At 71.4% G+C, this 13,770-nt stretch carries 8 protein-coding genes; 5 read left to right on the forward strand and 3 right to left on the reverse strand.

The features are described 5' to 3' along the window. Window positions 1-73 precede the first annotated feature (73 nt). From Q9G87_RS13890 to sppA, 4 genes are all read left to right on the forward strand, one after another. Window positions 74-1,987, forward strand: a complete 1,914-nt coding sequence (locus Q9G87_RS13890; RefSeq protein ID WP_305916718.1) for a S8 family peptidase — start codon at window positions 74-76, stop codon at window positions 1,985-1,987. A 211-nt stretch (window positions 1,988-2,198) separates the two neighbouring features. Further along, window positions 2,199-3,701: a S8 family peptidase gene (locus Q9G87_RS13895; RefSeq protein ID WP_305916719.1), complete on the forward strand. Its 1,503-nt coding sequence runs from the start codon at window positions 2,199-2,201 to the stop codon at window positions 3,699-3,701. A 165-nt stretch (window positions 3,702-3,866) separates the two neighbouring features. Continuing rightward, window positions 3,867-5,225 (forward strand): S8 family peptidase, encoded by a 1,359-nt coding sequence (locus Q9G87_RS13900; protein ID WP_305916720.1) that lies wholly within the window; start codon window positions 3,867-3,869, stop codon window positions 5,223-5,225. Between the two features lie 202 nt (window positions 5,226-5,427). Continuing rightward, window positions 5,428-7,125 (forward strand): signal peptide peptidase SppA, encoded by a 1,698-nt coding sequence (sppA, locus tag Q9G87_RS13905; RefSeq protein WP_305916721.1) that lies wholly within the window; start codon window positions 5,428-5,430, stop codon window positions 7,123-7,125. Between the two features lie 109 nt (window positions 7,126-7,234). Here the strand turns inward: sppA and Q9G87_RS13910 are convergent, their stop codons facing one another. Further along, window positions 7,235-7,969, reverse strand: a complete 735-nt coding sequence (locus Q9G87_RS13910; RefSeq protein ID WP_305916722.1) for an SDR family oxidoreductase — start codon at window positions 7,967-7,969, stop codon at window positions 7,235-7,237. A gap of 85 nt (window positions 7,970-8,054) precedes the next feature. Between Q9G87_RS13910 and Q9G87_RS13915 the strand changes: the two genes are divergently transcribed. Then, a complete protein-coding gene (locus Q9G87_RS13915; RefSeq protein ID WP_305916723.1) occupies window positions 8,055-9,044 on the forward strand; it encodes a helix-turn-helix transcriptional regulator in 990 nt (329 codons plus the stop codon). A gap of 52 nt (window positions 9,045-9,096) precedes the next feature. Here the strand turns inward: Q9G87_RS13915 and Q9G87_RS13920 are convergent, their stop codons facing one another. Both Q9G87_RS13920 and Q9G87_RS13925 read right to left on the reverse strand, forming a co-directional pair. Further along, complete coding sequence (locus Q9G87_RS13920) at window positions 9,097-10,917, reverse strand: DJ-1/PfpI family protein (protein WP_305916724.1); 1,821 nt, start codon at window positions 10,915-10,917, stop codon at window positions 9,097-9,099. An 86-nt stretch (window positions 10,918-11,003) separates the two neighbouring features. Beyond that, window positions 11,004-13,709, reverse strand: coding sequence for an ATP-binding protein (locus tag Q9G87_RS13925; protein ID WP_305916725.1), 2,706 nt, complete (start codon window positions 13,707-13,709; stop codon window positions 11,004-11,006). Window positions 13,710-13,770: the final 61 nt, after the last annotated feature.

The following is a 13,770-nucleotide window of genomic DNA, read 5'->3' on the forward strand; positions in this document are numbered from 1 at the left end:
CCGGGCCCGGGGCCTGTGCCTGCCGGGCAAATCGCCATAAACTCCGAGATCATCCCCCTCGGAGGAAGAACGCGTGCGACTTCGCCATCTGATCGTGTGCTCGACCGTGCTGGCCGTGCTCCCGTTAGCGGGTCCGGCCTACGCAGACGACCCGACACCGACACCGACCCCCGCGCCCAGCAGCACCATCGCTCAGGACAAGGTCGAGGATGGCTTAGCCGCCGACGGCGGCGCCGAGCGGGCCATCGTCGAGCTGACCGAGCCCGCCCAGAACGAGCCCGTGGCGAGCCAGGCGGCGGCCGAGAGCGTGGACGTGCTGCTGCGGCCGCAGAACCAGTCGTTCATGGTCGTCGAGGGCACCGCGGAGGAGCTGGCCAAGCTGGCCGAGGATCCGCGGGTCACCTCGATCCACCGGGACAGGACGTACACGCCTGCCGACGTCTCCCCCAGCCTCAAACTGATCGGCGCCGACCAGGCGCACGCCAAGGGCTTCACCGGGACCGGCCAGGCCGTGGCCGTGCTGGACACCGGCATCGACCGCGACCATCCGTGGTTCGGCAACCGGATCGTGGCCGAGGCGTGCTTCTCGGCCGTGGAGAGCGGCGTGGAGTCGCTGTGCCCGAACGGGCAGCCGGAGCAGATCGGGGCCGGCGCGGCCGACGCCATGACGGCGAAGTGCCTGGCCAACGGCGTGAACCTGTGCGATCACGGCACCCACGTCGCGGGCATCGCGGCCGGCACGGGAGGCGTGGCGCCGGACGCCGGAATCGTGGCGGTCCAGGTGTTCAGCCGGGTCAACGACGAGGACGTCTGCGGCGAGCCGTCGTGCCTGCTGGCGTTCGAGTCGTCGCTGCGGCTGGCCATGGACTACGTGGCCGGGCTGACCCAGCCGGTCGCCGCGGTGAACCTGAGCCTGGGCGGCATGGTGTCGGAGACCGAGTGCGACGCCAGCGAGGAGGGCGCGATCTTCAAGCCGAAGATCGACGCGCTGCTGGCCAAGGGCACCGCGACCGTGGTGGCCGCGGGGAACGAGTTCTTCGAAGGGGCGTCGTACCCGGCCTGCATCACCTCGGCGGTGGCCGTCGGGGCGAACGACGGAAGCGACGCCATCGCGGACTTCTCCAACCGCGGTGCGCTGGTGGACCTGTTCGCGCCGGGTGTGGACATCGAGTCGTCGGTGCCGGACAACGTGACGACCGTCTACAGCGGCACGTCGATGGCCACGCCGCACGTGGCCGGGGCGCTGGCGCTGATGAAGCAGGCGGCGCCGCAGACGGCGATGCCCGACCTGATCAACACGTTGAAGACGACCGGACGGCCGTACGTGTACCAGGCCAACGGCACGCAGGTCACCACGCCGCGCCTGGACCTGGCGGCGGCGCTGGCCGGCGCGACGCCGCAGCCGCCCATCACGCAGACCCCGGTCGCTCCGCCGGAGCCTGGCCCCACGGAGAGCGGCCCGAGCCCTGAGCCTTCCGACGACAATCCCTCGGACGCCCCATCGGACGAGCCGTCGGACGAGCCTTCAGATGAGCCTTCGTCGTCCACCTCGCCGGTCCCGCTGCCGACCGTCACGGTCACGGTGACCGTCACGCCGACGCCGGCCACCACGGCGGCGGTGTGCACGCGCGGCACGGCCGCCACGAAGATGCCGGCCAAGACCTGGGCCGTGGAGATCCACCGCAGCAGCGGCACGATCCCCGACGCCACGCTCACCTGCTATCTGAAGCTGATCAGCAAGTCGAGCAAGGTGTTCCCCGAGCTGACGAAGGCGTCGTCGCTGGGCAAGGCGTACCGGGTGCTGAAGAACACCAAGACCGGTAAGGGCAAGCTCGAGAGCGCGCTGCTGACGGCCTGGCTGAACTGGGCGCACGGCACGAACGGCACCACGACGCTGACCGCGGCGGAGAAGGTGCGGCTGAGCAGCAAGCCGTCCGCGGCGGCGCTGAAGAAGGCGACGAAGGACATCCTCAAAACCGTCAAGTAGCTCACTGTCAGAGAAGGCCGGTCAATCTTGACCGGCCTTTCTCTTTTGCCTCAACAACGTAAAAACACCTCCAACGCTTATCTCCGGCACATAGGTCACCGACATCACAGTTGTCGCAGGTGGGGATGTATGCGGCTGTACGCAAGCCGGGAGCCTGAAGAGCTTCACGGCTCCAGCCTCAGCCACGTCACAGCCGTCCTCGGAGGAAACAGTGAGGCTACGGTCCTTGCTCGCCCGCACCACCGCGCTGGCCGCCATATCCGCCGTGCTCTGCACGGCCCCGGCACTCCACGCCGACACCACCGACACCACCGACACCGCTGGAACGCCCAGCACGCCCAGCACGCCCAGCGCGCCGGGCTCGGCCGACACGGGCACGCCAGGCGCGCCGAGATCCGGCAACTCGCGCCTCACCCCCGGCAACGCCGACATGACCGGCCCGGCCATCAGCCCCGCGCTCGTCGAGGAGATCGAGTCGGGGGCCAGGGTCCGCTCCATCATCCAGGTCAAGCCGGGCCAGAGCGTGGACGCCGTCGCCGGCGACATCGAACAAACCTCCCAGGGCAGCCGGGTCCTGCAGTCCGCGAAATCGCCGAACTTCTTCGTCGCCAAAGTGGACCAGCCGACGCTCGCCAAGCTCCAGAAGGACGTCCGCGTCCAGGCGGTCTACAAGGACGAGCTCCACTCGCCCGCCCTCGACACCAGCACCGTCGTGATCCGCTCGAACCGGGCGAACACCGCAGGCTGGACCGGCAGGGGCACGGCGATCGCCGTCCTCGACACGGGAATCGACCGCGACCACGGCTTCTTCACCAGCCGGCTGGTGGACGAGGCGTGCTTTTCCTCATCCGACGCCGGTGACCGCACGGTCTCCCTCTGCCCGAACAACCAGCCCAGCCAGACCGGCCCCGGCGCGGCCGACGCCGAGACCGCGCAGTGCATGGTCAGCGGGAGGAGCATCTGCGACCACGGCTCCCACGTGGCCGGCATCGCGGCGGGCAGGATGGCCTCCGGCGCCCCGGCCAACGGGGTCGCCCCCGCAGCCGGCATCCTGCCGATCCAGGTCTTCAGCCGCGTGGACAACCCCCAGCTCTGCGGGGGCGGCAGGAGAATGTCGCCGTGCCTCCTGAGCTACACCTCCGATCAGAAGCTGGCGCTCGAGTACGTCGCCAGGGTGGTCAGGACGCACAACATCGCGGCGGTGAACATGAGCCTGGGCGGCGGCGGCCCGTACACCACGGCGTGTGACGGCAACCCGAGCGCCGCCGCGGTCAAGCCGGACTTCGACACCCTGGTGGGGCTCGGGGTGGCGCCAGTGGTGGCGGCGGGCAACAACGGCTCCGCGAACGGCGTCAGCGCCCCCGCCTGCATCTCCACTGCCGTCGCGGTAGGCGCGACCGACGACGCCGACGGCCTGGCCTCGTTCACCAACCGGGGGCCGCTGGTCGACCTGTTGGCGCCGGGCGTGCGCGTTCGCTCGGCGGTGCCCAGCGGGACGTACCGGGAGGCGAGCGGCACGTCGATGTCCGCACCACACGTGGCGGGCACGTTCGCACTGCTCAAGCAGGCCTTCCCCGGCAACTCGGTCGCGCAGAACCTGCAACGGCTGCAGGCGACAGGAAGGGCCATCCAGTACGACGCCGGGGGCACCTCGGCGACCACGTCGCGGATCGACGCCGAGCGCGCCACCGCCGGCGGACGCGCCGCTGCGTGAATGTGCAGGGCCGGAGCCGGGTCGGCGATTCCGGCCCTCCCGCATACCGGGAAAAGGCGCACCCAGAACAAGAACCGGTAACGGAACCCACCAGTCCCGCTGACACCAACAGTCCAATTACTACACTTCCGTGGGATAAATGCCCCCTGACCCCCGGAGGAGCAGTTGAGGCTCCCGTCTCTGCTGGCCGGCGCGATCGTGTTAGCCGCAACCTCGGCAACACTCGTCGCCACACCCGCGTTCGCCGACCCCGAATCCAAGATCGACCCTGAGATCACGGCGACCGGCGAGCACCGCGCCATCGTTCACGTGCAGCAGCCCGCCCAGGTCGGCTCCGTGCAAGCCAGCGCAGAGCAGGTCAAGCAGGGCAAGAAGAACGTCTCCGCGGAACCGCCCTCCGAGGTCGCCGGCAAGCTGGACTTCTTCGTCTACCGCGGCACCCGTGCCGAACTCGAGAAGATCGCCGAGCAGTCCGACGTCGTCTCCATCCGCAAGGACAAGCTCAACGAGCCCACGCTGGTGCAGAGCATCCCGCTGATCGGCGCCGACAAGGCGCACAAGCAGGGCTTCACGGGCAAGGGCACCGCCGTCGCCATCCTGGACACGGGTATCGACCAGGACCACCCCGCCTTCGGCGGCCGCATCGCGGCCCAGGCCTGCTTCTCGGCCACCGACCCCGTCGACGGCTCCAAGCCGCTGTGCCCGAACGGCAGCCAGTTCCAGATCGGCGACGGCGCGGCGAACGCCGAGACCGACGCGTGCATGACGGGGGCGCCGCAACCGCAGTACGGCCTGTGCTACCACGGCACGCACGTGGCGGGCATCGCGGCAGGCCAGGCCACGAGCGGCTTCGCGGCCAACGGCGTCGCCCCGAAGGCCACGATCATCCCGATCCAGGTCTTCAGCCGCTTCGACAACTCGCCGTACTGCGCGGGCCGCCCCGTCTGCGTCCTGGCGTACGACTCCTCGATCCTGACCGGCATGGCCTACGCCGACACGCTGGCCGACCAGCACAACCTGGCCTCGGTGAACCTGAGCCTGGGCGGCGGCAAGTACGACACGGCCTGCGACACGGGCGACGGTGCTGACTTCAAGGCCGAAGTGGACAAGCTCCTGGCCAAGGGCGTGGCCACGGTGGTGGCCTCGGGCAACAACGGCTACGACGCGGCGGTGTCCTGGCCGGCGTGCGTCTCCAACACGGTCGCGGTAGGCGCCACGGACAAGCAGGACGCCGTGGCCGCCTTCTCCAACCGCGGCCCGCTCCTGGACGTCTTCGCCCCGGGCGTGGCCATCACGGCGGCAATCGTGGACGACTCGTACGCGGCCCTGAACGGCACCTCGATGGCCACCCCGCACGTCACGGGCGCCTTCGCCCTGCTGCACCAGAAGTACCGCCGCGCAGGAGTGGACCAACTCCTTGAAGCCCTGAAGAGCACAGGCAAGCCGATCACGTACTCAAGCGCAGGCACTGAGGTGACAACCCCCAGGATCAACATCTACGCCGCACTCCGCAGCCGTCTCTGACCAACGAACGCACGGGGTGGGTTGCCCTCGAGCACCCGCCCCGCATGCGGCGCGACGTGGCGAACCCGACCAGGTCCGCCCATTCGCCGTCGCGGCCGAAGACATGCGCGGGTTTGGCGTGGAGCTGCACGGCCAATGGTTCTACACCTTCGGGCCTAACTCACCCGAGCACATTTCGAAATGTGTCGCTTAGGGTGGCTCTATGGACGCAGGCAAGGCGATCTTCGAAACCGTCGACAAGCTTCGCCAGCGGCGCACCGCCCCGCTGGTGCTGGAGCTCGATCTCACCGAGGGCATTACGGAAGGCCCGCCGACGGACCCGCTCGCCGCGGTGCTGTCCATGCGGAAGACGCGCCTGTCCGACGTCCTGTCCGGGCTGCGCAAGGCTAGACAGGACTCCAGGGTCAAGGCGCTGATCGTGAAGATCGGGACCGCCCCTTTGGGCCTGGCCATGGTGCAGGAGCTGCGCCAGGCCGTGATCCAGTTCCGGGCCTCCGGCAAGTTGACGGTGGCGTTCTCCGAGACGTTCGGCGAGTTCGGCGGCGGCACCGTGCCCTACTACCTCGCCAGCGCGTTCGAGCGCGTCTGCCTGCAGCCGAGCGGCGACGTCGGGCTGACCGGGGTGGCGCTGGAGCAGCGTTTCCTCAAGGGGGCGCTGACGAAGCTGGGAGTGGGGTTCGAGGCCGGGCAGCGGCATGAGTACAAGACCGCCCCCAACACCTTCACCCAGGACCACATGACCGAGGCGCACCGCGAGTCCATGGGCCGCATCGTGGAGTCGGTCACCGAGACGATGATCGCCGGCATCGCCGACGGCCGCAGGCTGGACGCGGGCAAGGTGCGGGAGCTGATCGACCGGGGCCCGTTCACGGCCGCGGAGGCGAAGGACGCCGGGCTGGTCGACGAGCTGGCGTACCGGGACGAGGTGTACGACGAGGTCAAGAAGGCCGCGGGCGGCGAGGCGCACTTGCAGTACGTGTCCAGGTACGCCAGGGCCGCGGCCGTGCGGAAGTTGCCGCACCCGCTGGCCGACGGGATCGCGCTCGTCCACGGCACCGGCATGATCAAGACTGGGCGCAGCGGCCGGAGCCCGCTCGGCGGGGGCGGCGCGATGGGCTCCGACACGATCAGCGCCGCGTTCCGGGCGGCCAGGCGCGACGAGCACATCAAGGCGGTCGTCTTCCGGGTCGACAGCCCCGGCGGCTCGTACGTGGCCTCCGACACGGTGTGGCGTGAGGTGTCGCTGACGCGCAAGGTGAAGCCGGTGATCGTCTCCATGGGCGACCTGGCGGCTTCCGGCGGCTATTTCGTGTCGATGGCCGCCGACGTGATCGTGGCCCAGCCCGGCACACTGACTGGCTCCATCGGCGTGTACGGCGGCAAGCCCGTTTTTTCCGAATTGCTCGGCAAAATGGGGATAAATTCGGAAATGGTGGCTGAGGGGGCCAACGCGGGGATGTTCTCCACGTCCCGCAGCTTCTCCCCCGAGCAGTGGGAGCGGATCAACGCCTGGCTCGACCGGATCTACGACGACTTCGTGGCCAAGGTCGCCGAAAGCCGCAAACTGACCCGCGAGCGAACCCACGAACTGGCCCGTGGCCGGGTGTGGACCGGCGCCGACGCGCAGTCTGGCGGGCTGGTGGACGAGCTGGGCGGGCTGGAGGACGCGCTGGCGCTGGCCAGGAAGCGGGCCGGGCTCGCGGAGGACGCGCCCGTCCGCATGTATCCGCGACTCAACCCGCTGGAGCGGCTGCGCGGGCCGGAGTCCAGCGAGGACAAGTCGGCCGCGCTGGCGAGGGTGCGTTTGGATGCCTGGGGGCCCCTCGCCCGTCTGTCCGCCGAACTGGGACTCCCGGCCGCGGGCCCGCTGATCCTGCCCGAGTGGTACATCATCCGCTGACCAGGTGACCAGATGGAGCATGGCTTGACGGTGGCGGGTGGCACAACATCCGCCACCGGGCGCTGAAGCAGGCGGAAGCGGATTCAGCCGGCCGCGGCACCTGACGTCGTCATACTAGGCCGCCGTCTGCTGTGAGGTTCTGCCCGGTCAGCCAGGCGGCGTCTGGGCTCACCAGCAGCGCCACGACAGCCGCGATGTCCGCCGGCGTGCCCATCCGGCCCAGGGCCGTCATGTGCGCGACCGTGGCCGCCGTCTCCGGCGGGACGTTGGCGCGGAGCAGATCGGTGTCGGTCGGTCCGGGCGAGACCGCGTTGACCGTGATCCCGCGCTGCCCCAGCTCGCGGGAGGCGACCCGGGTGAGCTGCTCGATCGCCGCCTTGCTCGCGGCGTAGACCGACTCCCCCGCGCTGGGCCAGGCGGTGCCAGTGGAGGAGACGGTCACGATCCGGCCACCGTCGGCCATCCTGCGGGCGGCCGCCTGCACCGCGAAGAACGCGCCGCGTACGTTGACCGCCATCACCCGCTCGAACACCTCCTGGGTCAGCTCCTCGATCGGCGTGTGGTCGATCACGCCCGCGTTGTTGACCAGCACCGACAGCGGCCCCGCCGCCTGGCCGGCGAACACCTGGTCCGCCGTGGCGAACAGCCGCTCCACCTGATCAGGGTCGGCCGCGTCGGCGCGTACGGCCGTCGCCCGCCCTCCGCACACCTCCTCCACCTGCCGAGCCGCCCGCTCGTCGGCGACATAGCTGAAGACGACGGTGGCGCCGTCACCGGCCAGCCGCTCCACCACGGCACGGCCGATGCCGCGCGATCCACCAGTCACCACTGCTGCCGCATGCATGGAAGTCCCTTTCTGTTCCAGGAGCCCTCACCATGGCAGCCGTCGCGGAAGCAGAACTTCCGCGAGGTGAGAAAGGGTGGATTCCGTGACCACGAGAGACCCCGCCGCGCGGCTGTTGCGCCTGCTGTCGTTGCTCCAATCACGCACCGACTGGCCGGGCCCCGAGCTGGCGGACCGGCTCGGCGTCAGCACCAGGACCATCCGCTCCGACGTCGAACGCCTCCGCGACCTCGGCTACCCGGTGTCGGCCACCTCCGGGACGGCAGGCGGCTACCGGCTGGGCCCCGGGGCCCGGCTGCCGCCCCTGCTGCTGGACGACGAGGAGGCCGTGGCGGTGGCGGTCGGCCTGCGTACGGCGGCGGCCCAGACGGTGGGCGGGATCGAGGAGACGTCGCTGCGCGCTCTGGCCAAGCTCGAACAGGTGCTGCCCGCCCGGCTGCGCCCGCGCCTGGCCGCGCTGACCGCGTACACGGTGCCCGTGCCGGCGGGCAGCGGCCCGGCCGTGGACTCCGATGTGCTGGCCACGCTGGCTTCGGCCTGCCGGGACCGGAGGCGGCTGCGGTTCGACTACCGCGACCACGACGGCAACGCCACCGTGCGCGACACCGAGCCGCACCGGCTGGTGTCGACCGGGCGCCGCTGGTACCTGGTGGCGTGGGACGTCGGCCGCGACGACTGGCGCACCTTCCGGATCGACCGGCTCACGCCCCGGACGCCGATGGGACCGTCCTTCCCCGGCCGCTGGATGCCGCCCGGGGACGCGATCGACTTCGTCACCAAGGGCGTGGCCTCGACGCTGGGGCCCTGCCGTACCGTGGCGACCGTGCACGCACCATCCGCGGCCGTCAGCGAGCGGGTGCCGCCGGTGGCCCGGGTGGAGCACGTCGACGACGACCGGTGCCTCCTGCACATCGGCGCCGCCACCCCACTGACGCTGGCCGTCTACCTCGCAGCACTCGGCCTGCCCTTCACCGTGGACGGCCCCCCGGAGCTCCTTGAAGCGCTGCGGCAGGTAGCGCGGCACTGCACCGCCGCCGCCACGTATCCGGGCGACGCCGCCGCGGCCGAGCGCTGACGGACAACAGGAAAAGGACCGGGAGGCATCGCACCTCCCGGCCACATCAGGCTCACGACCCGCAGTGCGCGAGCTCGGCACCCGGCGCGTCGTGCGGCTCCGGACCCGGGCGGGCCGCACGGGACCTGGCGCGAATCCGGCGGAACACCATGCCGGCGGCGATGGCGACAGCGGCGCCCAGCAGCGCGAGCACCACGAGAACGATGGTGGGCGCCCACGGCCAGGCGCTACCGGTCAGCTTGACGTCGAGCACCGGGTACTCCAGCGTCTTCGCCGCCCACCGCGCCGTCGGCACGTCGTAGGTGCGGGCGATGTCCCGCAGCACGGGATCGAACGCGAACTCCTCGCCGACGTGGAGGTACTCGGGCTGGAGCCCTCCGGTGGCCGCCGACGGCCCGGTGCCCGCCGCCTGGCGCCGTGCGGCGTCCACGCCGGGAACGAGCAGGCGGTCGAGGTCGTCCGCGACCGCCGTGCGGGGGACGAACGTCAGGCCGTGCCTGGAGCGGACCACGCCGTCGCCGACCGCGACGGTGCGCCCGATCATGGACTGCTCCGTGTAGGTGATGAACGCGGAGGCGAGCTCCAGCTCACCGGTTCCCTCGATGAGCCGCACGCCGATGGTCGACGGCCCGGGCTGGTAGGAGGAGGTGAGGGAGACGACGGCCACGTCCTTGGCCTCGAAGCTGGACTCGGGGATCCGCGCGGCGACGCCGGGAGAGTAGTGGCGCCAGTGGACCTTCCGCGCCGCCTCGCGCGCGGTGTCCACGTCGAGCAGCCGTTCGATGATCCGCAGGGCGCCCTCGATACCGGACAGCACACCGGCGGTGGTGATCACGTTTCCGTCGTCCACGTACCGCCGGCCGCTCACCCACTGGACCTGGCCGAAGTCGGCGCGCAGCCCGGGCAGCCGCCACCAGTGGGAGGTCGCCGGCCTGCCGTCCAGCAGCCCGGTCGCCGCGAGCGTACGGGCCCCGTTGCAGACGCTGACGGTGATCGCGCCGGCCGCCGACTGCTCACGCAGCCACGCGGTGATGGAGCCGGCCTCCGCGGGAGCCGTCTTGTTCAGGGCCGGGATCACCACGGCGTCGAGCGTGTCGCGCCGCTCGCCCAGCAGCCGTGCCAGCTCGTCGAAGGTCAGGTCCGGTACGAGGTCCAGCCCACCGGTCAGGGGCACCAGCCGAGGGCCGGACGAGACGACGTACGTGTTCACCCGCCCGGTGCCCGCCAGCACCTCGTACGGCCCGAGCAGGTCGGCCACGTTGGTGCCACTGCCGTTGACCAGGAAGGCCACCGTGGGCTTGGCCGGGTCGTGGGCGGCGGCCTTCGGCACAGGCTGGACCGCCACCGTGTCCGAGCGTGCCTTGTACTGGTCGCCGAACTTCCCGACGGTGTTCACCGCGGAGACCGCACCGGGCACCAGGAGCGCGACCAGCACGACGGCCCCTCGCCCGAGCCACTTGCGCGGGATGCGAAACCGGTGCTGATGGTGCGTGTACTCGTGGCGCCGCCGCAGCATGGCCAGGGCCATGAAGACGAACATGAGCACGTGCCCGATCGACATCACCATGTCGCCCGGCAGCACGCCGAACCAGTACGGGACGAGCAGGACGAGGAACGGCACGACCATCGCCATGCTCATCTCGGCGATGGCGGCCCAGGTGTGGCGGCGGACCCGCATCCAGACGGCCATGCCGATGGACATGTCGGCGGCCATGGTCAAGGTGCCGACGTCGACCCGGGTGATGGCGTCCGGCAGGACCGCGCCCCACACCGGATCGAGCAGCACCATCCCGAGGCTCATCGCGATGACCATCTCGATGTAGTGCCAGACGAAGCGGCCGGCCATGCGCCTCTTACTGGGCTGGATCGTCATGACGGGGACTCCTAACGTGCGGAATGTGACGTCGCCAACGCTAGGAAGCGAGGGGTGGCCGCCGAATCAGTGAAGTCGCCGGTCCTTCAGGCGGGGCGTTCGGCCAGGACCAGCCGCATGAGCTCGGCTCGCGAGGTGATGTCGGCCTTCTGGAAGACTTTGCGCAGGTGGTAGTCCACGGTCCGCGGGCTGAGGAACAACTGCGCGGCGATCTCCCGGTTGGTCAGCCCTTCGCCGACGGCCAGCGTGATGCGTAGCTCCTGCGGGGTGAGCGTGCTCAGCACGCCCGCCTCGGGTGCGCGCGCCGACTCCCCTGTGGCGCGCAGCTCGCCCAGCGCGCGTTCGGCCCAGGCGAGGGCGCCGATGCGGCGGAAGTCGTCCGCGGCGCCGCGCAGGTGCCGCTGCGCCTCGGAGCGCCGCCGGTCTCGCCGCAGCTGCTCGCCGAGCAGCAGCTCGGTACGGGCGTGCTCCAGCGGAGCGTCGGACCTGGCGTGCAGGCGCAGGCTTTCCGCATAGTGGGCGCTGCCATCGGCGCCGACCAGCGCCCGGCAGCGGGCCGTGAGGGCGGCCGGCTCCGGTGCGGCGGCGTGCTGGGCCCACCGGGCGTAGCGGGCCGTGGCCGCGGCGGCCCGGTCGCGCTCGCCTGCTCTGACCAGGGCCTCGACGAGGTCGGGAACGACGGCCATGGCCAGGTCCGAGGGCACGTCGGCGTCCCAGACGCCGACCGCCTCGAAGTGCCGCGCGGCTTCGCGGTGCCGGCCCGCGACCAGGTCGATGAGCCCGAGCGCCCGCCTGGCGTAGGACATGGCGTCGGCCAGGTTGCGGCCGCTCGCCTCGGCCAGCACATCGGTGGCCAGCTGCGCGGCTTCCGGCCGGCCCCGGATGGCCGCGCACAAGGCCAGCAGCCCTTGGTGGCGGCAGGCCGTGTTCGGCTGGCCGACCTCGGCGGCGAACTGGCGACCCTCCTCCGCGTAGGCCTCGGCGAGCCCGAACCGGCCACGCGCGATCTCGTCGGCGGACTGATACTCCAGATTCCAGGCGAGCGCACCGAGTGATCCGTTGGCGCGCGCCAGCTGCCCGGCCGTGCGATGCAGGCGCCTGCTCAGCTCGTAGTCGCCGAGCTGGCGAGCGATCCCTCCGGCCAGGGTCATCGTGACCGGATCTGTGAGCGACTCGACCGCGGCCCAGTCTCGCGGTCCAGGATCGCGGCCGGCGCGGGCCAGGCAGGCGCTGCGCAGCAGCCCCAGCACGGCGTCCCGCGGATCGTCCGGCGCGAGCGTGATCCCGTCGAGCCAGCCGGCGAGGTCTGCCCATGCCTGCGGCCGGTTGACGCGCAGACCGAGGTCGGCGTACATCACGACGGTCGGGGTGAACAGGCGCCGGTCGATCCGCAGCGCCCGCGGGATCCACGGCTTGATGAGGTCCATCGCCTCCTCAGGCGAGCCGGCGAACTCCGCCACGGTGGCGCGGATCGCGGCCAGGGCGATCCGGTCCCCCTCCTCCAGGTGGGGCTCGCGCTCGGCACGGTCGAGCAGCTCCACGGCCGCGGCGGTGAATCCCCCTCCGATGGCGGCGAGCGCGGCGTTCCACAGCCGCCGCCCCCGGCGCGAACCGTCGGCGGTGAGCTCGGCCGCCCGGGACAACGCGGCCATGGCCGCGGCGGGGCCGCCGCGCAGGGCCGCCTGCGCGGCGGAGCGCTCGAGGTGCTCGGCGGCCTGCTCGTCGTGGCCGACGGCGGCCTGTCCGAGGTGCCAGGCACGGCGGTGCTGGTCGGCTGGGGTGTCGAAGGCCGAGGCGAGGGCACGATGGAGCGCGGCCCGCCGGTCGGCCGAGGCGCTGTGGTAGACCGCCGACCGGATCAGCGGGTGCCGGAACACCAGCCGGGCTCCGTCGTACGTCAGCAGCTCGTCGAGGTCGGCGCGGTGCAGCGGGTCGGCGTCGATCCGCAGCGACGCGGCCGCCTTCTCGATGGTTTCGACGCTGCCGGAGCCGTCGGCGGCGATCAACTGGAGCAGCGGCAACGAGGCGGCGTGCCCAGCCCGGATCTTGGTCAGGAACGAACGCCGCAGCTCATCGGTCAGGGCGGGCGGCTCCTGTGTGCCTTCCGGTGGCATCTCCTTTCCTGCCAGCTCCAGCAGGGCAAGGGGGTTGCCGCCGGTGGCGGCCAGCAGGTGGGTCTGCTCGCCGTCGGTCAGCCGCCGCCCGCCGGCGTGCTCGGCGAGCAGCGCCCTGGCCGCGTCCGGGTTGAGCCCCATGAGCGGGACGCGGCGCAGGTGGGGCAGGTCGGTGGCGTGGCCCTCGTCGGCACGCGCGGCCAGCGCCAGCACGACGGGCTCGTTGTCCAGCCGGCGGGCGACGAACGCCAGGGTCTTCAGCGTCGGCTGATCGGCCCAGTGCGCGTCGTCGACCACGCACAGCACCGGCTTCTCGCCGGCCAGCAGGGACAGCAGCGACAGGGTCGACAGCGCCACCAGGAACGCGTCGGGCGGTGCGCCGTGCGCGCGCCCGAACAGGATCCGCAGGGCCTGCGCCTGCGGGCCGGGCAGCTCGTCGACCGACCCGAGCACGGGGAACAGGAGCTGGTGCAGTATCGCGTAGGCAAGATCGGCCTCCGGCTCGACGCCGACCGCGCGCAGCACCTGGAAGCCGGCGGCCTGCTCAGTGGCGTACGACAACAGTGCGGTCTTGCCGATGCCCGGCTCACCGTGCAGGACGACCCCGCCGCCGTGTCCCTCGGCGGCGTGCCGCAGTAACGACTCGAGCAGCTTCGCCTCGGCGTCTCTCCCCAGCACACGCCGAGCATAGAAAGCGGCCGCACCGGTGACAACGCGCGCGATCCCCGGAAGACCGGCG

Origin of the sequence: Nonomuraea turcica, from assembly GCF_030718205.1 — a bacterium.
Lineage (GTDB): Bacteria > Actinomycetota > Actinomycetes > Streptosporangiales > Streptosporangiaceae > Nonomuraea.